At 73.8% G+C, this 19,167-nt stretch carries 19 protein-coding genes; 4 read left to right on the forward strand and 15 right to left on the reverse strand.

Annotated elements, in window-relative coordinates; all coding sequences use genetic code 11:
* Nucleotides 1–20: 20 nt before the first annotated feature.
* The 3 genes from WCD58_RS02785 to WCD58_RS02795 all read right to left on the reverse strand — a co-directional run bounded on the left by WCD58_RS02785 (nucleotide 21) and on the right by WCD58_RS02795 (nucleotide 2,189).
* Complete coding sequence (locus WCD58_RS02785) at nucleotides 21–554, reverse strand: hypothetical protein (RefSeq protein WP_337699245.1); 534 nt, start codon at nucleotides 552–554, stop codon at nucleotides 21–23.
* 43 nt (nucleotides 555–597) lie between these two features.
* The gene (gene pdxS / locus WCD58_RS02790; RefSeq protein ID WP_337699247.1) at nucleotides 598–1,500 is read right to left on the reverse strand and encodes a pyridoxal 5'-phosphate synthase lyase subunit PdxS; all 903 of its coding nucleotides are present in this window, start codon (nucleotides 1,498–1,500) and stop codon (nucleotides 598–600) included.
* Between the two features lie 104 nt (nucleotides 1,501–1,604).
* Nucleotides 1,605–2,189: a TetR/AcrR family transcriptional regulator gene (locus tag WCD58_RS02795; protein WP_337699249.1), complete on the reverse strand. Its 585-nt coding sequence runs from the start codon at nucleotides 2,187–2,189 to the stop codon at nucleotides 1,605–1,607.
* A 73-nt stretch (nucleotides 2,190–2,262) separates the two neighbouring features.
* Here WCD58_RS02795 and WCD58_RS02800 point away from each other — a divergent pair, with 73 nt between their 5' ends.
* A complete protein-coding gene (locus WCD58_RS02800) occupies nucleotides 2,263–2,667 on the forward strand; it encodes a VOC family protein (RefSeq protein ID WP_337699251.1) in 405 nt (134 codons plus the stop codon).
* Here WCD58_RS02800 and WCD58_RS02805 read toward each other — a convergent pair.
* The 8 genes from WCD58_RS02805 to WCD58_RS02840 form a co-directional block, all read right to left on the reverse strand.
* A complete protein-coding gene (locus WCD58_RS02805; RefSeq protein WP_337699254.1) occupies nucleotides 2,664–3,713 on the reverse strand; it encodes an NUDIX hydrolase in 1,050 nt (349 codons plus the stop codon). The two genes, WCD58_RS02800 and WCD58_RS02805, sit on opposite strands and share 4 nt — an antisense overlap.
* Entirely contained in the window at nucleotides 3,710–4,906 is a 1,197-nt protein-coding gene (locus WCD58_RS02810) for a glycosyltransferase family 4 protein (protein ID WP_337699257.1), read from the reverse strand. Before WCD58_RS02810 ends, WCD58_RS02805 begins: the two co-directional genes overlap by 4 nt.
* A 159-nt stretch (nucleotides 4,907–5,065) precedes the next feature.
* Nucleotides 5,066–6,508: a sugar porter family MFS transporter gene (locus WCD58_RS02815; protein WP_337699258.1), complete on the reverse strand. Its 1,443-nt coding sequence runs from the start codon at nucleotides 6,506–6,508 to the stop codon at nucleotides 5,066–5,068.
* Nucleotides 6,505–7,482 carry an ROK family glucokinase gene (locus tag WCD58_RS02820; RefSeq protein ID WP_337699260.1) on the reverse strand — a complete coding sequence of 326 codons (978 nt, stop codon included), beginning with the start codon at nucleotides 7,480–7,482 and terminating at the stop codon, nucleotides 6,505–6,507. The genes WCD58_RS02815 and WCD58_RS02820 overlap by 4 nt, the downstream gene beginning before the upstream one ends.
* On the reverse strand, nucleotides 7,479–8,228 hold the full coding sequence (locus WCD58_RS02825) for an HAD family hydrolase (protein ID WP_337699262.1): 750 nt from the start codon (nucleotides 8,226–8,228) through the stop codon (nucleotides 7,479–7,481). Before WCD58_RS02825 ends, WCD58_RS02820 begins: the two co-directional genes overlap by 4 nt.
* The gene (locus WCD58_RS02830) at nucleotides 8,225–10,831 is read right to left on the reverse strand and encodes a glycoside hydrolase family 65 protein (RefSeq protein ID WP_337699264.1); all 2,607 of its coding nucleotides are present in this window, start codon (nucleotides 10,829–10,831) and stop codon (nucleotides 8,225–8,227) included. Before WCD58_RS02830 ends, WCD58_RS02825 begins: the two co-directional genes overlap by 4 nt.
* A 118-nt stretch (nucleotides 10,832–10,949) precedes the next feature.
* Nucleotides 10,950–11,831 carry a trehalose-phosphatase gene (gene otsB, locus WCD58_RS02835; RefSeq protein WP_337699267.1) on the reverse strand — a complete coding sequence of 294 codons (882 nt, stop codon included), beginning with the start codon at nucleotides 11,829–11,831 and terminating at the stop codon, nucleotides 10,950–10,952.
* Between the two features lie 152 nt (nucleotides 11,832–11,983).
* Entirely contained in the window at nucleotides 11,984–13,183 is a 1,200-nt protein-coding gene (locus WCD58_RS02840; protein ID WP_337699268.1) for an ROK family transcriptional regulator, read from the reverse strand.
* A gap of 168 nt (nucleotides 13,184–13,351) precedes the next feature.
* On the opposite strand from WCD58_RS02840, the gene WCD58_RS02845 reads away from it, so the two are divergent.
* From WCD58_RS02845 to WCD58_RS02855, 3 genes are read left to right on the forward strand one after another with little or no spacing between them, the layout of a single operon-like run.
* Entirely contained in the window at nucleotides 13,352–13,789 is a 438-nt protein-coding gene (locus WCD58_RS02845) for an SRPBCC domain-containing protein (RefSeq protein WP_337699270.1), read from the forward strand.
* Nucleotides 13,776–14,147 (forward strand): metalloregulator ArsR/SmtB family transcription factor, encoded by a 372-nt coding sequence (locus WCD58_RS02850; RefSeq protein WP_337699272.1) that lies wholly within the window; start codon nucleotides 13,776–13,778, stop codon nucleotides 14,145–14,147. Before WCD58_RS02845 ends, WCD58_RS02850 begins: the two co-directional genes overlap by 14 nt.
* On the forward strand, nucleotides 14,137–14,853 hold the full coding sequence (locus WCD58_RS02855) for a DUF899 family protein (protein ID WP_337699274.1): 717 nt from the start codon (nucleotides 14,137–14,139) through the stop codon (nucleotides 14,851–14,853). The genes WCD58_RS02850 and WCD58_RS02855 overlap by 11 nt, the downstream gene beginning before the upstream one ends.
* A gap of 94 nt (nucleotides 14,854–14,947) precedes the next feature.
* Here WCD58_RS02855 and WCD58_RS02860 read toward each other — a convergent pair whose 3' ends face one another.
* The 4 genes from WCD58_RS02860 to thrS are packed head-to-tail and all read right to left on the reverse strand — an operon-like array spanning nucleotide 14,948 to nucleotide 19,144.
* The gene (locus tag WCD58_RS02860) at nucleotides 14,948–15,862 is read right to left on the reverse strand and encodes a phosphatidylinositol mannoside acyltransferase (RefSeq protein ID WP_337699277.1); all 915 of its coding nucleotides are present in this window, start codon (nucleotides 15,860–15,862) and stop codon (nucleotides 14,948–14,950) included.
* Nucleotides 15,859–16,536, reverse strand: a complete 678-nt coding sequence (pgsA, locus tag WCD58_RS02865) for a phosphatidylinositol phosphate synthase (protein ID WP_337699278.1) — start codon at nucleotides 16,534–16,536, stop codon at nucleotides 15,859–15,861. Before pgsA ends, WCD58_RS02860 begins: the two co-directional genes overlap by 4 nt.
* Nucleotides 16,533–17,093, reverse strand: a complete 561-nt coding sequence (locus WCD58_RS02870; RefSeq protein ID WP_337699282.1) for an HIT family protein — start codon at nucleotides 17,091–17,093, stop codon at nucleotides 16,533–16,535. The genes pgsA and WCD58_RS02870 overlap by 4 nt, the downstream gene beginning before the upstream one ends.
* Nucleotides 17,093–19,144, reverse strand: a complete 2,052-nt coding sequence (thrS, locus tag WCD58_RS02875) for a threonine--tRNA ligase (protein ID WP_337699284.1) — start codon at nucleotides 19,142–19,144, stop codon at nucleotides 17,093–17,095. The genes WCD58_RS02870 and thrS overlap by 1 nt, the downstream gene beginning before the upstream one ends.
* Nucleotides 19,145–19,167 lie beyond the last annotated feature (23 nt).

The following is a 19,167-nucleotide window of genomic DNA, read 5'->3' on the forward strand; positions in this document are numbered from 1 at the left end:
GGCGCGATCGTGCCAGGCGCTCACTCGGCGGCGTTCGGGTACCGCTCGTTGAACTCCGCGAGGTGCTGCGACTTGCACATGTGCATCTCGCGCGCCGTCGTCGACTGCTCCATGCACTGGTCGAGCGTCAGCCCGTCGCCGAAGCCACCCGAACCGAACAGCGTCGGCCACACGATGACCGCGCCGACGACCAGCCCGACGAGCCCGGCGACGAACCCGCCGAGCGACGAGGCGCCGTCGGTGGCGAGGTTGTGGAACGCGCGGCGCGCGCCCAGGTAACCGGCGACCACCGCGGGCAGGCCGAGCACCACGCCCGCCCAGCCCGTCCAGCACGTCGCGGCGGCGAGCAGGCCCAGCACCAGGGCCGGCGTGCCCATGCCGTTGCGCTTGGCCGGCTCCTCGACCGGCTCCTGCTCGACCGGCCCGCGGCGAGCGGGGCGCGGCGGGGCCGGAGCAGGGGCACTGTCCGGCCCGACGGCGCGCAGGGTCTCGGTGCGGGCCTCGGGATCGACCGGGGCCTCGGCGGAACGGCGCGGGCCGTGCGAGGTGGTCATCCCCGGCATCGTCCCACGCGCCCGCACGGGCGGTGAGCGAACCTCACCACCCGCGGGTCGCGAGCCGCTCGTGCTCGGGCATGTCGGCCGTCGTGCGCCCGACCATCGCCTCGCCGAGCCCCGCCGACACCTTCGCGATGACGTCCGGGTCGTCGTGGAAGGTGGTCGCCCGCACGATCGCCTCGGCGCGCTTGGCCGGGTCGCCGGACTTGAAGATGCCCGAGCCGACGAACACGCCCTCGGCGCCGAGCTGCATCATCATCGCCGCGTCGGCCGGGGTCGCGATGCCGCCGGCGGTGAACAGGACGACGGGCAGGCGCCCGGCCTCGGCCACCTCCTGCACCAGCGTCACCGGGGCGCGCAGCTCCTTGGCCGCGGCGTAGAGCTCCTGGGGCTCCATCCGCGACAGGGCGCGGATCTCCGAGCGGATCGCGCGCATGTGCCGCGTCGCCTCGACGACGTTGCCGGTGCCCGCCTCGCCCTTCGAGCGGATCATCGCCGCGCCCTCGCCGAGGCGGCGCAGCGCCTCCCCGAGGTTGGTGGCACCGCACACGAACGGCACGGTGAACGCCCACTTGTCGATGTGGTGGGCCTCGTCGGCGGGGGTCAGCACCTCGGACTCGTCGACGTAGTCGACGCCGATCGACTGCAGCACCTGGGCCTCGACGAAGTGCCCGATGCGCGCCTTGGCCATCACCGGGATCGACACCGACTCGACGATCCCCGCCACCATGTCCGGGTCGGACATGCGCGCCACGCCGCCCTGGGCGCGGATGTCGGCGGGGACGCGCTCGAGCGCCATGACGGCGACGGCGCCGGCGTCCTCGGCGATCTTCGCCTGCTCCGGCGTCACGACGTCCATGATCACGCCGCCCTTGAGCATGTCGGCGAGGCCGCGCTTGACCCCTCCGGTGCCGGTGGTGGGGGCGGTGTCGGGCCTGGTCACGGTGGTCCTCCGGGGATGCACTTCTCGACAGCGACGTCTGGTGGCGATGGTACGTCCGTCAGGCGCGCGTGAAGGGTGACGCGGTGCACCCTCGGCGCCCCCTCTCACCGCAGGGCCTCCATCATCGCCAGGAGCTCGCCCCACACCCGCTCGAGCGCGTCGGGCTCGTCGGTGACGGCGAGCCACAGCGCGGCCTCGTTCATCGCGCCCCCGAGCAGGTGGGCCAGCGGCGCTACCGGGCGCGGGGCGAGCACACCCCGGGCGACCAGCGTCTCGAGCGCCTCGACGAGATGGCGTCCCGACGTGGCCTCGTCGACCGCGCGCCACTCCGTCCAGCCCAGCACGGCCGGCCCGTCGACGAGCGCGATCCGGGCGACGGCCGGGTCGGTGCTCGCCTCCAGGAAGGCGCGGCTCCCCGCCGTCAACTGCGCCCACGGGTCGTCGCCCTGCGCCTCGGCGGCCGCGACGACCGCGTCGGCGACCTCGGCCGCGACGTCGGCGAGCACCGCCCGGAACAGGGCGGTCTTGCCGTCGAACTGGTGGTAGAGCGCGCCCTTGGTGACGCCCGCGGCCGCGACGATCTCGGCGAGGCCGACGTCGCCGTAGCCCCGCGTGGCGAACAGCGCCCGCGCCTGCGCGACCAGCGCCCGCCGCGTGCGCTCCCGCTGCTCGACCCGCACTCCGGCCACACCGACCCCCTTGACGTACCGATGGTACGCGAACACTATTGACGTACCAACGGTACGCGAAAGGACCCCGACCATGGAACCGACCGGCTTCTACCCCGTCCTCGGCGTCGACGACGTCGCTGCCTCGCGGGCCTTCTGGGTCGAGCACTTCGGCTTCGAGGTGGTCTTCGAGGTCGACTGGTACGCGAGCCTGCGCCGCGGCGCCCACGAGCTGGCGTTCGTCGCCGCCGACCACCCGACGGTCCCCGCGGGCTTCCGCACCGCGGCGCGCGGCCTGCTGCTCAACGTCGAGGTGCCCGACGTCGACGCCGAGTACGAGCGCGTCGTCGTCCGCGGCGGCCTGCACCCCGAGCTCGACCTGCGTTCCGAGGAGTTCGGTCAGCGCCACTTCATCGTCGCCGACCCCGCCGGGGTGCTCGTCGACGTCATCACCGAGATCCCCGTGGGTGCGGAGTACGCGGAGGCCGTCGTGGGCTAGTGGATGGCGAGCGGCACCGGGCCCGGCTCGAGCGCCCGGGGGTCGGCGAGCAGGTCGGGCAGCTGGTGGGGGTGCACCACGTCGAGCGTCACGGCCAGCTCGGCCGGGGTCCACCAGCGGTGGCCCTTCACCGTGCGGGACTCGTGCTCGGTGAACGTGCTGGCGTCGACCTCGCCGCTCGCGGCGTGCACGGCGTGGAACAGCTCGCGGCCGGCGTAGGTCGTGCCGTCGGCCTCGAAGACGACCTCGCGGATCCACAGCGGGCCCCGGACCTGGTCGAGACGCACCACCAGGCCGGTCTCCTCCCCCACGGTCCGCACGACGGCCGCCGCCGGGTCCTCCCCCGTCTTGACGCCGCCGCCGGGCGCGAACCAGAACGTCTCGGCGGGGCGGGCGGGGTCGACGCCCTCGAACAGCAGCACGCGCCCCTCACCGTCGATGACGACCGCACGCACGGCGTCCTGCGCGACGTGGACCGCGGGCTCGCCGGGCAGGCCGTCGGGCCCGGGTTCGGCGATCTCGAAGTAGCGCGGCACCGGCGCCGTCCCGGCCAGACCCAGCCAGCGCACCATGCGGCGCCCGCGCAGGGCGCGCGTGTCGCGGACGGCGTCGTTGTGGATGCGGCGCGCCACCGACACGCGGGCGTGGGCGTCGGCGAGCTCGGCGGCCAGGTCGGCGGGCAGCGCCGCGGTGTCGAGGGTGCCGAGCGCGCGGGTCAGGTCGTTCTCGGCCGCCTCGCGCTCGGCGTCGAGGGCCCCCTCGCCGGCGGCCCGGGTCGCGGTAGCCGCGCGGGCGGCGGCGCGCAGGGCGCGGCGGTCGGCGTCGGCGAGCGCGACGGGCCCCGCGGTCGCGGCGATCGCCCGGACCACCGCGGCGCGCCGGTCGAGCACCGCCGCGAGGCCCGCGGCGGCGGCGTCGGTGCGCACGTGCAGGCGGTCGAGCCGCCGGGCCCGGGCGACGAGCACCGCGGCGGTGACGATCACCAGGAGGAGGACCGCAGTGGCGACGATGACCACCAGCACGCCGGTGGGGCCGAGAAGGGTCACGAGGAGGACGGTAGGTCGTGCGCGCGGCGGGCCTGCTCGCGGGATCCCGTGGCGAAGGAGCCGTTCGCCCCCACCCGGCGGGGATCGGCCGCGACGGCGACCTCGTACACCCGCAGGACGGCGGCGGCCACGACCGACCAGTCGAACGCGGCCACCCGGCGGCGCCCGGCGGCGCGCAGGGCGTCGCGGCGGGCGGGGTCGTCGAGCAGCGCCCCGATCGCCGCGCTCCACGCGCCGGCGTCGCCACTGGGCACCGCCACGCCCGCCGGCGGGTCGCCGAGCACGCGGCGGAAGGCGTCGATGTCGCTCGCGACCACCGGCGCCCCGGCCGCCATGCCCTCGGCCAGCACGACCCCGAAGCTCTCCCCGCCGGTGTTCGGGGTGGCGAGCAGGTCCACCGAGGCGAGCATCGAGGCCTTCGTGGGCTCGTCGACGGCACCGAGGAGCTCGATCCGGTCGGCGAGCCCGGGACCGGCCTGCTCGCGCAGCTCGTCCTCGTCACCGCGGCCGACCACGACCAGCCGCAGGTCCGGGCGCTGCGCGGCGAGCGGGCGCAGGGCGTCCAGCAGCAGCGGCATCCCCTTGCGCGGTTCGGTGTAGCGGCCGACGAAGCCGACGGTGGCCCCGTCGCCGTGGTGCGCGTGGCCGGGCAGCGGCGGCGCGTCGGCGAAGGCGCCGACGTCCACGCCGTTCGGGATCTCCACGGCGTCGCCGCCGAGGTGCTCGACGTAGACCTGGCGCGCCAGCGGCGACACCGCGATCCGCGCGGTCACGCGCTCGAGCAGCGGGCGCAGCACCGGTTCGAAGAACGTCATGGTGCGCGAGCGCGGGGTCGAGGTGTGGAACGTCGCCACCACCGGGCCCTCGGCGACGACGAGCGCCAGGAACGACAGGCTCGGCGCCGTGGGCTCGTGGACGTGCAGGACGTCGAAGTCGCCGTCGCGCAGCCAGCGCCGCACCCGCGCCAGCGAGACGGGCCCGAAGGTCAGGCGGGCGACCGAGCCGTTGTAGGGGATGCCGAGCGAGCGCCCCGCCCGTGTGACGCCCGCGGGCACCGGGGTGTCCTCGCCCGCCGGCGCGAGCACGTCGACGTGGTGACCGAGACCCGTCAGCGCGTGGGCGAGGTCGAGGACGTGCGCCTGGACCCCGCCGGCGACGTCCAGCGAGTACGGACACACGATCCCGATGCGCATGGCGGTCGCCAGCCTATCGGCGCCGCGTCAGGGCCCCGTGACGACGTCCACGCGCGGCCTGCCTCGGCCTGCCTCGCCGACGACGACGGGGCGGGTCGGCCAGGGGTTCCACGCCCTGATCGACCCGCCCCGCCCATCGGCAGTGCGCAGTCGGGGTTGCTACCCGACCATCTCCTCCAGCTCCTTGCCCTTGGTCTCCTGCACGTAGCGGCTGACGAACACGAACGACAGGAGAGCGAAGAAGGCGTAGAGCGCGTACGCGAGCGTCAGCCCGATGTCCGCGAGGGACTGGAAGCTGACCGTGATGAGGAAGTTCGCGATCCACTGCGCGGCCGCGGCGACCGACAGGGCGGCCGCACGCAGCCAGTTCGGGAACATCTCACCGAGCAGCACCCACACGACCGGGCCCCACGAGACTGCGAACGCGACGACGTAGAGGTTGGCCGCCACCAGCGCGATCGGCCCCCACGGACCGGGCAGGTTCGGGGTCTCCTCGCCGTCGGCGCCCACGGTGATCACGGCCTGGGAGAACGCGATCGCCATGACCGCCAGCGTCACGACCATGCCGGCGGAGCCGCCGAGCAGCATCGGCTTCCGGCCGACCCGGTCGACGATGAGGATCGCGACGACCGTGGCGAGCACGTTGACCAGCGAGTTGATGACCGACGCCAGGAACGAGTCGCTCTCCGAGAACCCGACGGCCTGCCACAGCGTCGTCGAGTAGTAGAAGATCACGTTGATGCCGACGAACTGCTGGAAGACCGACAGCAGGATGCCGACCCAGACGATCGGACGCAGGCCGGTACCCGGAGCCGTGAGGTCGCGCAGGCTCGGCTTCTCCTCGCGGCGCAGCGTCTCGCCGATCTCGTGGACCTTCTCCTGGACGCCCTCGACCGTCGAGCCCAGCACGTTCGCGAGGACCTGGCCCGCCTCCTGCGTGCGGCCCTTCGCCACGAGGTAGCGCGGCGACTCGGGGATCCGCAGGGCGAGGATCGCGTAGATGATCGACGGGATGAGGCCGACGAGGAACATCCAGCGCCAGGCCTCGAGCCCCAGCCAGAACGTCTCCGCCGCGCCGCCGGCGACGCCCGCGAGCAGGGCGTCGGAGAGCAGGGCGACGAAGATGCCGAGCACGATCGCCATCTGTTGCAGCGACGCGAGCCGCCCTCGGATGTGGGCGGGTGCGATCTCGGCGATGTAGGCGGGCGCGATCACCGAGGCGATACCGATGCCGACACCGGCGAGGAAGCGCCAGATGATCAGGTCCCACACCGCGAACGCCAGTCCGGACCCGATCGAGCTGATCGCGAACAGGGCGGCCGCGATGAGCATGACGCGGACACGGCCGTAGCGGTCCGCGAACGGGCCCGCGAACCAGGCGCCGACCGCCGACCCCAGCAGGGCCACGGCCACCGCGAAGCCGGAGAGCAGCGGGCTGTCCTGCAGCCCGAACTGCTCGTTCAGGGCGTCGACGGCGCCGTTGATGACGCTCGAGTCGAACCCGAACAGGAAGCCGCCGACGGCGGCGACGATGGAGATGAGGATCGCTTTCGCGGTCGTCTTCTCCCTGGAACCGGGAGCCCCCGGCGCTGGATCGGTCATCGGTCACTCCCCGGAACGGCACTGTCGTCATTGGTCCGGGCCAGGTCGGCGGCGCCGACCATCCCGGACTCCCACCCCAACTCCGCGAGCCGCACCTCGGCGACGGGCCGGTGGCCGCGTCCCGTGAGATTCGCTCGGAAGGTCTCCTCCACCCGGCCCCGCAGGACCTCGCCGGCCGCGGACACGCCGCCGCCGATGACGAACAGGGTCGGGTCGAGCACCGCCGCCAGCTGCGCGAGACCGAGGCCGATCCACCGGCCGATCTCGTCGAAGCAGTGCAGCGCGCCCACGTCGCCCTGCTGTGCCGCGGCGGTCACCATCTCCCCGGTGATCGCCTCCGGGTCGCCGCCGGCCGCCGCGATCAGCCCGGCCGCGAACGCGGGCGAGTGCCGGGCGATCTCGCGGGCCTCGCCGACGAGCGCGCGCCCCGACCCGTACTGCTCCCAGCAGCCCTGCAGGCCGCAGCCGCACCGGCGCCCGTACGGGACCATCGTGATGTGGCCGATCTCGGCCGCCACCCCGAACCCGCCGCGCAGCAGCCGCCCGTTGGTGACGATGCCGCCGCCGACGCCGGTGCCGATCGTGATCGCGACGAGGTCGTCGTGGTCGCGGCCGGCCCCGAAGCGCGACTCGGCCCAGGCGACGGAGTTGGCGTCGTTCTCGACGACGACCGGCAGGTCGAGCGCGATCGACAGCTCGCCGCGCAGGTCCTCGTCGCGCCAGGCCAGGTTCGGCGCGAACATCACCTTGGCGCGGGCGGCGTCGACGAACCCCGCCGCGCCGATGCCGACCCCGACGATGTCGTGGCCGGTGCGCAGCTCGCGCACGCCGTCGGCGATGGCCTCGAGCACCATGTGGGTGTCGGTCGCCGGCGTCTCGCGCCGCGTCGAGGCGATGAGCTTGCCGTCCTCGTCGACGACCCCCGCCGCGATCTTGGTGCCGCCGACGTCCACGCCGACGGTGAGCCCGCTCATGACTTCCTCACCAGCTCGTGGCGCCCGAGCGCGGACAGGTCGATCGTGCCCATGTCGGTGACGACGACGTCGGCGCCCTCGGCCGCGAGCGCGTCGACGTCGTCGGCGCGGGACACCCCGAGCGCGCCGAAGCCGCCGGCCTTCGCCGCCTGGATGCCGTTGACCGCGTCCTCGGCCACGAACGCGTCCGCGGGGTCGACGCCGAGCTCGGACGCCGCGGTCAGGAAGATCTCCGGGTTCGGCTTGCCCTGCGCGAAGTCGCGGCCGGAGACGTCGACGTCGAAGTAGCCGTGGAGGTTGCCCTCCGCCCCGAAGCGGGACAGGTCCACGCGCTCGAGGAAGAGCTTCGCGTTCTTCGACGACGACGCGGCGGCGATCGGGATGCCGGCCTGCTTGACGTTGACGACGAACTGCACGGCGTCGTCGTAGGCCGAGAAGCGCCCCTCGGAGATCAGCCGGATGATCATCTCCTGCTTGTACTCGCCGTACTCCTGCACGCGGCGGTCGATGTCGGGCACCCCGAAGTACTCGAGCGCCGCGGTGGCGCCGGCCTTGCGCGGCTTGCCCGACATCCGCTCGTGGTAGAGCGCGGGCGTGAACTTCTCGGGCGTGTAGCTGGTCTGCGAGACGATGTCCGACCAGGGGCCCTCCATGAGCTCGCGCAGCGACTCGCGCCAGGCCTCCTCGTGCGGGGAGTCGACGAGGACGCCGTCCACGTCGAAGATCGCTCCGGTGTAGCCGCTCATGCGCCGTTCCCTTCGTGGTCGTGACCGCTCGTGGCGGACGTCTGGGCGGTGTCGGGCACCGGCACGGCGGCGGGTGCCGCGGAGGTCGAGGCGATCCGGCCGTCGCTGTCGAGCGACACCGTCCACTCCTGCCCGGCGCCGAGCTCGCGGACCTCGCCGCCCAGCCCGATGCGGACCGGGTGGCTGAAGCCCTCGGACTGCACGGCGACGGTGAGCGAGCCACCGTTCACCGACACGCGCAGCGTCGTGCCCTGGAACACCAGCGAGAGTGCGAGCCCGTCGAGGCGCAGGGTCAGGCGCGGGTCGAAGGTCAGGACACCGTCGCGCGCCCCGGCACCGAGGTAGGCCCGCTGGAGCAGGTCGAGGGTCCCCGACATGACCCCCATGTGGATGCCCTCCTTGGTGGTGCCGCCCTGCACGTCGCCGATGTCGGACTCGACGGCGACGAGGAAGCGCTCCCAGGAGCTCTCGGGGTCGATGCCGGCCAGCACCGCGGCGTGCGCGACGAGCGAGAGCGTCGAGCCGTGCGAGGTGCGCCTGTCGTAGTAGGCGATCGTGCGCCGGGCGAGGTCGGCGTCGTCGGCGATCGCGTCGTAGCCGAGCCGGGAGAAGATCTCGCGGAGCTCGTCCTCGCCGAACAGGAAGAACAGCATCACCGCGTCGGCCTGCTTGGCCAGCTTGTAGTGGTCCGGGTCGTCGCCCTCGGCCTTGAGGATGCGGTCCATCCGCTGGATGTTCTTGTGCCGCGCGCGGTAGCCGTCCCAGTCGAGCTCGCCGAGCTGCTCGTAGCCCTCGAACTGCGTGATCACCAGGTGCCCGTCGTCGTCGCGGTGGGTGGGCACCGTCATCGACGTGCACATCTCCGACCAGCGCGTGATCTCGTCGTCGGTGATCCCGAGGCGGCTGCGCAGTGCCCGGCGGCGGCTCTTGGGCAGCAGCGCGAGGACCTTCGGCGCGGTCGCGCAGATCCACGCGACCATGACGTTGGTGTAGGCGTTGTTGCGCAGCCCGCCGGTCTCCGAGCCCGGGTAGCGCTCGTGGAACTCGTCGGGCCCCATCACGCCGTGGATCTCGTAGCGGCCGGTGTTCGGGTTCTTGTGCGCGATCGACGCCCAGAACCGGGCGATCTCGAGCATGAGCTCGGCGCCGTAGTCGCGCAGGAACTCCAGGTCGTCGGTGGCCTGGTAGTACTGCCAGACGTTGTAGAAGATCGCCGCGTTGACGTGGCGCTGGTTGTGCGAGTGGTCCGGGTCCCACTGGCCCGACAGCGGGTTGAGGTGGACGACCTGCGTCTCCTCGGTGCCGTCGCTGCCGGACTGCCACGGGAACATCGCCCCGCGGTAGCCCTCGAGCGCCGCGGCCGCGCGGGCCTCGGCGAGGCGCCGGTAGCGGTACATCAGCAGCCCGCGGGTGATCTCCGGGACGCGGTAGTTGAGGAACGGGTAGACGTAGAGCTCGTCCCAGAAGACGTGCCCGCGGTAGGCCTCGCCGTTGAGCCCGCGGGCGGGGACGCCGGCGTCGTGGCGGGCGGTGTGGCGCGAGCAGACCTGCAGCACGTGCGCCATGTGGAAGCGCAGCAGCAGCTCGATGCGCGGCTCGCGCGGCACCTCGAGGTCGGCGACGTCCCAGTACTCGTCCCAGGCGTCGACGTGCTCGGCGAAGCACCCCGCGAAGTCCGGGTAGCGCTCGACGTGCCGGCCGGCGGCCGTGAGCGTCTCGGTGATCGCGTTGTCGTGGCTGGTGAAGAACGACACGATCTTCTCGACCCGGACGGTCTCGCCCTCGGTGAGGTCGAGGTCGAGGACCTGCTGGATGTAGTCGTTCATCTGGTGGAGCGTGCGGACCGGCTCGACCTTCTCCCAGCCGCGCCCGCGGCCGCGGTACACGCGGGTGCGTGCGGCCTCGGAGACGTAGAGGTTGGACTGCCGGGTGCGGACCTTCAGCGCGATGATCTCCGGCCCGAACGTCCGCGGGGTGACGGGGTCGAGGTGGCGGCCCTCGAGGTCGCGGTAGCGGGCGACCATCGTGTTGTCGACGCGGCCGTCGATCGCGGAGACGATCCCGATCCGCCCCGACCAGTTCTCGGCGGTGATCGTCCACTCCATCGCCGCCTGGTGGCTGTGCGCCATCGACACGAAGCGCCTGCTGCGCAGCGTCGTCTCCCGGCCGGCGCGGTCGCGGAAGCGGAACTCGCGGCTGACCGTGGCCGTGCGGATGTCGTAGGAGTGGCGGTAGTCCAGCACGTCGACGTTGTCGAGGCGGATCGCCTCCTCACCCTCGATGCGCAGCTTGAGGACGAGCCAGTTCGGCAGGTTGACGAGGTCCTCGTTGAGGACCGGGCGCCCGCCCAGGATCGTCGTCTCGCGGTTGTACGCGCCGTGGGCGTAGGTGCCGGCGTAGTGCTTGGGCGCGTCGGTGTCCTCCCACTCGGCCGCGCCGCGGGTGCAGAAGTAGCCGTTGCCGGTGCTGGTCAGCGCCTCGCGCAGGCCCTCGTCGTCGGGCTCGAGGCCGGTCCACGTGAGGGTGAAGTCGTCGGCCACGGCGCCGCCGGGCAGGACCTCGCCGGTGGCGTTCGTCGGAGTCTGGTCGGTCGCGCTCGTCACTGACGTCTCCGTACTCGAGGGAGGGTCGGTCGGGTCGGGTGCATGGGGTCGGTCACCGGTCGGTCACCGGGCGCTCACCGGGCGCTCACCGGGCGCTCACCGGGCGCTCACCGGGCGCTCACCGGGCCAGGCCGTCGAGGAAGCGGCCCACCTCGTCGACCGTGGCCAGCACCGCCGTCGCGGCGGTCTCGCGGCCGGCCGCGTCGGACGGGTCGATCACGAGGACGCCGAGTCCGGGCGTCTCCCGCTGCGCGAGCGCGCGGAACGCGTCCTCGTCGGTGATGTCGTCACCCAGGTAGATCGGGACGGTGGGTCGACCATCCGGCCCTGGGTGGTCGAGGCCGAGGACGCCGATCAGGTGGTCGACGGCCTTGCCCTTGTTCCAGTCGATCTTCGGCTGGATCTCGTGGACGAACTTGCCCGGCGTCACCTTCAGCTCGCCGGGGTGCTCGGCGAGCACCTCGTCGACGAGGGCGGCCACGCGCGGCCGCTCCTCGGGCGCGACGTGCCGGTCGTGCAGGGCGACCGACGCGTGCTTGGGCTCGACCTGGGTGCCCTCGATGTCCGCGGCGGCGACCCGGACGCGCTCGGTGACCTCGGCGACGAGGTCCTCCCAGCCGCGGGAGGCCTCGTGCTCGATCGCACCGCGCTGCGGGTCCCAGATGTCGAAGCCGTGGCTGCCGGCGATGACGAGGTCGTCGACGCCGCTGAGCTCGGCGACGACGCCGCGGTCGCGGCCCGAGACGATGCAGACCGGGCAGCGGGCGGCGAGCGAGTGGAGGATCTCCCGCATCCCGTCGGTCATGATCGCGTCCTCGGGCCGCGGGACGATCGGCGTGAGGACGCCGTCGTAGTCGAGGAAGACGGCGGGGCGGCGGCCGTCGAGGCGCCGCGCCACCTCGGGGGCGTCGAGCGCGTGCGGCAGGGCGTCCGCGGTCGTCGTCGCCGCCCCGGAGACGGGGCGGGCCGGAGCTCGACCGTCGTCGGCAGGCACGGTCACCAGGGCCTCCGCATCTCGGCGCGCCGTTGTCGTGTGATGCGAACCACAGGCTAGGGCGGGCCGTGGGGCGTCGTCAACGGATGAACACAGCGGCGCGATCTTGGACCTGTCAGAGCCCGCGCGCCAGTCGGGACCGCACCCGTTCGGGCTGGTCAGGCCGCGCAGCGATCGAGGGCCAGCGCGAGGGCCCCGAGGACCGGCGCGTGCTCGGCCAGCTCGGCGACCACGACCTCGGCCGTGCGGGTCGTGCCGGGCAGCGCGGCGGCCGCGAGCGCGGCGTGCAGGGGCTCCAGGAGGAGGTCCCCGGCCTGGGCGAGCTCGCCGCCGACGACGATGCGCCGCGGGGTCAGCACGGTGCACAGCCCGGCGAGCGCCGCCCCGACGTGGTGGCCGGTGTCGGCGAGGATGCGTGACGCCGGTGCGTAGTCGTCGCGGGCGCGCGCGACCACCTCCGCGACCGTGAGCGGCGCGCCGAGCAGCGGCTCGAGCATCGCGGTCACCGTCCGCGTCGACACCACCGTCTCGAGGCACCCGCGGTGCCCGCAGCGGCACACGGCGGCGAAGCGGTCGCCCGGGTCGACGACGACGTGCCCGATCTCGCCCGCCGTGCCGTCGGGGCCGCGGTAGAGACGCCCGCCGAGGACGAGCCCGGCACCGACGCCGTCGGAGAGCTTGAGGAAGATCCCGTCGTCGACCCCCCGCAGGGCGCCCCATCGCTGTTCGGCGAGGGTGCCGAGGGTCGCGTCGTTGTCGACCCAGCTCGGGACGCCGAGGTGCTCGGAGACCCGCCCGGCGAGCGGGACGCCGACCCAGCCCGGCAGCACGCCCGACGCGCCGACCGCCCCGGTCAGGAGGTCGAGCGGCGCCGGCAGCCCGACCACCGCGCCGCGCAGGGCCGCGCGGTGGACCCCGGCGCGCCCGAGCGCGGTGTCGAGCAGCCCGGCCGCGGTGTCGAGGCCGTCGGCGACGCCGTGGCCGTCGTCGAGGTCGGCGCGGAACTCGGTGCGCTCGGGCGGGACGGGGTGCCCGGCGGCGGCGGTCGGGTCGGCGACGTCGGCGAGCGCAACGCGCACGTGCCGGTGGCCGAAGTCGATGCCCGCGACGATCCCCGCGCCCCGTACGAGGCGCACGGCGCGCACGCGGCGCCCGGCGCGCACCTCGTCGCCCGCCACGAGCACGCCCGCGGCGCCCAGGTCGCGCACGATGTTGGACACCGTGGCGGGTGCCAGACCGGTGGCCCCGGCGATCTCCGCCTGCGTCGGCGCCCCGCCCGCGCGGACCGCGTCGAGGACCCGTCGACGGTTGGCGTCGCGCAGACCGGCCGGCGAGCCGGGCCGCGACGCCGTGTTCATGCGATGAACGATAGCGGGTTCCTGTGTGCTCCACGTCACGTCTACCCCGAACGGACGCGCACGCTGCGCGCGCCGTCTGTCCACCACGCGACACAGCTTGACGCAACTCACTGGTTGTCATAGTTTCGCAACCATTGAGTTGCCACAGCCGAGTCGACAGGAGGCGCCGTGGGATTCCCCGATCGCATCGAACGCACGGTGGAGCTCGCCCACCGCCCGCAGGCCGTGTGGGCGGCCCTGACCACCGCCGAGGGCCTGCGGTCCTGGCTCGGCGACCGGGCGTCGATCGACCTGCGTCCCGGCGGCGCCGCGGAGGTGGTCTGGACGAGCGAGGAGACCACCGCCGAGATCCGCGTGGAGCGCGTCGAGGAGCCCCGCGTCCTCGGGTTCACCTGGCGCGTCGACGGCATGGACCGCGACGACCCGCGGCGCACCTACGTCGAGTTCACCCTCGAGCCGACGCCGACGGGCACCCGGCTGCACCTCGTCGAGTCCGGCTTCGCCCAGCTGCCCGACGACGGCCACCGCGACGGCTACGCCTCGCACGACGACGGCTGGACCCACGAGCTCGGCGAGCTCGTGGCGTACCTCGATGCCGCAGCCTGACCGGGACGACCACGAGGCGGTCGCCGAGCAGGTCTTCGTCGCCCTCGCCGACCCGACGCGGCGGGCCGTCCTCGCCGCGCTGGCCGCGGGCGGGCCCGCCACCGCCACCGACCTCGCGGCACGCCTGCCGATCTCGCGGCAGGCGGTCGCCAAGCACCTGACCCTCCTCGCCGACGCGGGGCTGGTCACCGCCGAGCCCGGCGAACGCCGCCGGGTCCGGTTCCGCCTGCGGTCCGCGCCGATGCGCGTGGCCCAGCAGTTCCTCGCCGCCCTCGCCCGCGACTGGGACGACCGGCTCGACGCCCTCGTCGCGCATCTGGACGGCACCGACACCGCGGGAGAAGAAGATGACCACTGACCTGACCGCCCTGCCCCCGATCGTCGACCGCGCCGCCTGGCAGGAGCAGCGCGACGCCCTGCTCGTCCGCGAGAAGGCGCACACCCGCGCCGGCGACGCGATCGCCGCGGCCCGGCGCCGCCTGCCGATGGTGGAGGTGGACGCCGCCACCCCGCTGACCGGCGCGGACGGACCGATCACGCTGCTCGACGCGTTCGAGGGCCGCGGCCGCCTCGTCGCCTACGCCCAGATGTGGCACGAGGGCCACCCCGCCGCCGAGCAGTGCCCGGGCTGCACGTACTACAACAGCCAGGTCCGTGAGCTCGCCTACCTGCACGCCCGCGGGGTCACCTACGCGACCTTCGTCCAGGGTCCCTGGGAGGAGTCCGAGCGCTACCGCGCGTTCATGGGCTGGGACGTCCCCTGGTACGCGGTCGGGCGGCCGAACCCCGCGCTCGACCTCGACGGCGGGTTCCGGCTGCTCGCCTACCTGCGCGTCGGCGACCGCGTGTTCGAGACCTACCGGACCACCGGCCGCGGCGTGGAGGTCATGTCGCCGACCTACGGCCTGCTGGACATGACCGTGTACGGCCGCGGCGAGCCATGGGAGGACTCCCCCGCCGGCTGGCCGCAGCCGGTCGTCGTCGACGGCAGCGACCTGGAGCTCGACGGGCGCCCGGCGTCCCAGTGGCCCCGGATCGCGGCGGGCCACACGCCGGCCCCCTGAACGACTCCCGGGGTGGGGAGTGCGAGGGCGTCCCTCGCTGCCTGGGGCGCAGTCGGGGAGTCCCTCGCTCCCACCCGGGCACCGGCACCGGGCGTCAGGGCAGGTCGCGCCAGACGCGCTGGAGCATGTGCCAGTCCTCGGGGTGTTCCGCGATGTCGCCGGCGAAGACGTCGGCGACGCGCTGGGTCGCCGCGGGGACGGCGCTGCGGTCGGGCACGGGCACCGGGGGGTGGATGCGGAAGTGCCAGCCCTCCTCCCCCGTCACCGGGTCCTCGGTGAACCACAGCCCGACGGGCAGCAGCGCGGCGCCGGTGCTCGCGGCGAGCGAGGCCGGGCCCGGCGGCATGGAGGCCGGCGCGCCGAAGAAGGTCACGGGCACGCCGTGGGCGGAGAGGTCGCGGTCGGCCACCAGGCACACGACCTTCCCGGCGCGCAGCGAGCGCACGAGCCCGCGGACCGGGGCCTCGCCGCCGGTCATCGGCAGGATCTCGAAGCCCAGCGACTCGCGGAACGCCACGAAGCGCTCGTACAGCGACTCCGGTTTCAGGCGCTCGACGACCGTCGTGAACGGGCCGGAGTGCGCCACCAGCCAGAGCCCCGCCATGTCCCAGTTGCCCGAGTGGGTCAGGGCGACGACGACCCCGCGCCCGGCGGCGAGGGCCTCGTCGAGGTGCTCCCGGCCCTCGACGACCGGCCGCCTCGACAGCGCCTCGTGGTCCATCGCGGGCAGGCGGAACGCCTCGCGCCAGTAGCGCGCGTAGGAGCGCAGACCCGCCGCGGTGAGCGCGTCGAGCCCGTCGGCGTCCAGGTCGGGGCGCACGCGCCCGAGGTTGGCGCGCAGCCGCTCGGTGCCGCGCCCGCCCCGGCGCGCGGCGAGGTCGGCGCCGGCGCGGAACGCCCACCGGGCCGCCGGCGCAGGGATCGTGCGGACCAGGCGCCAGCCCGCCGCGTAGCCGAGCTCGCTGGCCCGTTCGCCGAGCGAGAGCGCGGGCGGGGCGGTCGTCGTCACGCGGGTCCCGGGCCGTTCGGGGCGGGCTCGTCGGAATGATCCGACGGCTGGGTGTGCCCGGTGGCCGCCCCGTACTGGTCGCGGGCGCTGCGCCACACCGCCAGGACGCGCTGGCCGACCGTGATCACCGACCCGACCGCGAGCAGCCAGAGCGCCACGTCGAGGGCGTACGGCACGCCGAGGCCGGTGAGCCCGCAGCCGGCGAGCCCGAGGATCAGGCGCTCGGCGCGCTCCACGAGGCCGCCGTCGGCGCGCAGGCCGGCCGCCTCGGCGCGCGCCTTGATGTAGGAGATCAGCTGGCCGGTGATCAGGCACGCGAGCGCGAGCCCGGCGAGCAGCGGGCGGTCGACGCTGAACGCCCACCACGTGATGCCGGCGAAGACCGCACCGTCGACGAGCCGGTCGCCGACGGAGTCGAGCACGCCCCCGAAGGGGCTCGCCACCCCCCGCGCGCGGGCCATGGCGCCGTCGAGCACGTCGAGCATCGCGAACGCCCACACCACGAGCGACGCCGCGAACAGGTGCCCGGTGGGGATGAGCCACAGCGCCGACGCCGTGGACGCCACCGTCCCGAAGATCGTGACGACGTCGGGGTGCACCCCGCGCCGGACCAGCCACGACGCCGTCGGCTCCACGCCGCCCTTCATCGCCGCGCGGGCCCACTCGTTGATCATGTGCGCCAGGCCTCCGCGAGGCGGCTCCGCGTCTCGGCGAGCAGCTGCGGGATCACCTTGGTCTGCCCGACGACGGTGATGAAGTTGGCGTCGCCGCCCCAGCGCGGCACGACGTGCTGGTGCAGGTGGTCGGCGAGCGAGCCGCCGGCGACGTGCCCGAGGTTGATGCCGACGTTGAACCCGTGCGGCGCCGCGACCGCGCGCAGGGCCCGCACCGCCTGCTGCGTGACACCGACGAGCTCGGCGGACTCCTCGAGGTCCAGCTCGTCGAGCCCGGCGACGTGGCGGTACGGGACGACCATGAGGTGACCGGGGTTGTACGGGTGCAGGTTGAGCACCGCGTAGACGCGGTCGCCGCGGTGCAGGACCAGCCCGTCCTCGTCGGACAGGGTCGGGATCCGGCACAGCGGGCACTGGCCGGACTCCTCGCCGGTGCCGGTCTCCCCCGCGATGTAGGCCATCCGGTGCGGCGCCCACAGGCGCCGGAAACCGTCGGGCGTGCCGGCACCCCACAGCTCGTCGAGGTCAGACGGCTCCTGGCCCACGTCCTCGCTCATCAGGGCGCGAACTTCTCCGCGTCGGGTGAGGCGTTCTCGCGACGGCGCACCCAGTCGACGACCGCCGCGACCGCGTCGTCCACCGGGACCGCGTTGCGCTGCGAGCCGTCCCGGAACCGGAACGACACCGCGCCGGCGTCGGCGTCCTTGCCCCCGGCGAGCAGCAGGAACGGCACCTTCTGCAGGGTGTGGTTCCGGATCTTCTTCTGCATCCGGTCGTCGGAGTCGTCGACCTCGACCCGCAGGCCCTCGGCCCGCAGCCGGGCGGCCACCTCGGCGACGTAGCCCGCCTGGTCGCCCGAGACCGGGATGCCGACCACCTGCACCGGCGCGAGCCACGCCGGGAACGCGCCCGCGTAGTGCTCGGTGAGCACGCCGAAGAAGCGCTCGATCGACCCGAACAGCGCGCGGTGGATCATCACCGGCCGCTGCCGCGAGCCGTCGGGAGCCGTGTACTCCAGCTCGAAGCGGTCCGGGAGCATGAGGTCGACCTGGATCGTCGACATCTGCCAGGTCCGCCCGATCGCGTCCTTGGCCTGCACGGAGATCTTCGGGGCGTAGAACGCGGCGCCCCCGGGGTCGAGCACGAGGTCGAGCCCCGCACCCTCGGCGACCTCGCGCAGGACGTCGGTCGCCTCCTCCCACGCCTCGTCCGACCCGATCGACTTCTCCGGGTTGCGGGTCGAGAGCTCGAGGTAGAAGTCGTCGAGCCCATAGTCGCGCAGCAGGTCGAGCACGAACGCCAGCAGCGAGCGGATCTCGTCGCGCATCTGCTCGCGGGTGCAGTAGATGTGCGCGTCGTCCTGGGTGAAGCCGCGGGCGCGGGTCAGCCCGTGCACCACGCCGGACTTCTCGTACCGGTAGACCGTGCCGAACTCGAAGAGCCGCAGCGGCAGTTCCCGGTACGACCGCCCGCGCGCACGGTAGATCAGGTTGTGCATCGGGCAGTTCATCGGCTTGAGGTAGTAGTCGATGCCCTGCCGCTTGAGCTCCCCCGCCTCGTCGTACTCGGCGTCGAGATGCATCGCGGGGAACATGCCCTCGCGGTACCAGTCGAGGTGGCCCGACACCTGGAACAGCTCGCCCTTGGTGGCGTGCGGGGTGTTGACGAACTCGTAGCCGGCCTCGGCGTGCCGTCGACGGCTGTAGTCCTCGAGCTCCTTGCGGACGATCCCGCCCTTGGGGTGGAAGACCGGCAGCCCCGAGCCGATCTCGTCGGGGAAGCTGAACAGGTCCAGCTCGGAGCCCAGGCGGCGGTGGTCGCGGCGCTCGGCCTCGGCGACCCGCTCGAGGTAGGCGTCCTGGGCCTCCGGCGACTCCCAGGCCGTGCCGTAGATCCGCTGCAGCTGCGCGTTGCGCTGGTCGCCGCGCCAGTAGGCGGCGGCACTGCGCGTGATCTTGAAGGCCGGGATGAAGCCGGTGGTCGGGATGTGCGGGCCGCGGCAGAGGTCGCCCCAGACGCGCTCGCCGGTGTGGGCGTGCACGTTGTCGTAGGCGGTGAGGCTGCCCTCGCCGACCTCCATGACCTCGGAGGTGTCGACCGTCCCCTTCAGGTCCACCAGCTCGAGCTTGAACGGCTCGCCGGCCAGCTCCTCGCGGGCGGCGTCGAGCGAGTCGTACTCGCGGCGCACGAACCGCTGCTTCGCCTTGACGATCTTGCGCATCGCCTTCTCGAGGGCCTCGAGGTCCTCGGGTGTGAAGGGGCGGTCGACGGCGAAGTCGTAGTAGAAGCCGTCGGTGACCGGCGGGCCGATCCCGAGCTTGGCCTCGGGGAACATCTGCTGGACCGCCTGGGCCAGCACGTGCGCGGCCGAGTGGCGGATGACCGCCCGCCCGTCCTCGGTGTCGGCGGCGACGGGCGTGACGTCGGCGTCCGCCTCCGGGCTCCACGACAGGTCCCGCAGCGCGCCGTCGGCGTCCCGCACGACGACCACCGTCTGCGGCCCGGAGCTCGGCAGGCCCGCCTCGCGGACCGCCTGACCCGCGGTGGTGCCCGCCGTCACCCGCACGCTGTCGGCGACGAGGGGCTGGGGCGGGGCGAGCGAGGACACGACGGACTCTCCTGAGGATGTCG

The organism is Actinomycetospora flava (assembly GCF_037400335.1).
GTDB lineage: Bacteria > Actinomycetota > Actinomycetes > Mycobacteriales > Pseudonocardiaceae > Actinomycetospora > Actinomycetospora flava.

What these genes read in the sequence shown, in the direction of transcription:
- WCD58_RS02820 (WP_337699260.1), bottom strand. Translation starts at nt 7,482, where the DNA reads ATGAGCGGGCTCACCGTCGGCGTGGACGTCGGCGGCACCAAGATCGCG.
- WCD58_RS02815 (WP_337699258.1), bottom strand. Translation starts at nt 6,508, where the DNA reads ATGACCGATCCAGCGCCGGGGGCTCCCGGTTCCAGGGAGAAGACGACC.
- WCD58_RS02855 (WP_337699274.1), top strand. Translation starts at nt 14,137, where the DNA reads ATGACCACTGACCTGACCGCCCTGCCCCCGATCGTCGACCGCGCCGCC.
- WCD58_RS02840 (WP_337699268.1), bottom strand. Translation starts at nt 13,183, where the DNA reads ATGAACACGGCGTCGCGGCCCGGCTCGCCGGCCGGTCTGCGCGACGCC.
- WCD58_RS02800 (WP_337699251.1), top strand. Translation starts at nt 2,263, where the DNA reads ATGGAACCGACCGGCTTCTACCCCGTCCTCGGCGTCGACGACGTCGCT.
- pgsA (WP_337699278.1), bottom strand. Translation starts at nt 16,536, where the DNA reads ATGATCAACGAGTGGGCCCGCGCGGCGATGAAGGGCGGCGTGGAGCCG.
- WCD58_RS02785 (WP_337699245.1), bottom strand. Translation starts at nt 554, where the DNA reads ATGACCACCTCGCACGGCCCGCGCCGTTCCGCCGAGGCCCCGGTCGAT.
- WCD58_RS02810 (WP_337699257.1), bottom strand. Translation starts at nt 4,906, where the DNA reads ATGCGCATCGGGATCGTGTGTCCGTACTCGCTGGACGTCGCCGGCGGG.
- WCD58_RS02850 (WP_337699272.1), top strand. Translation starts at nt 13,776, where the DNA reads ATGCCGCAGCCTGACCGGGACGACCACGAGGCGGTCGCCGAGCAGGTC.
- WCD58_RS02870 (WP_337699282.1), bottom strand. Translation starts at nt 17,093, where the DNA reads ATGAGCGAGGACGTGGGCCAGGAGCCGTCTGACCTCGACGAGCTGTGG.
- WCD58_RS02825 (WP_337699262.1), bottom strand. Translation starts at nt 8,228, where the DNA reads ATGAGCGGCTACACCGGAGCGATCTTCGACGTGGACGGCGTCCTCGTC.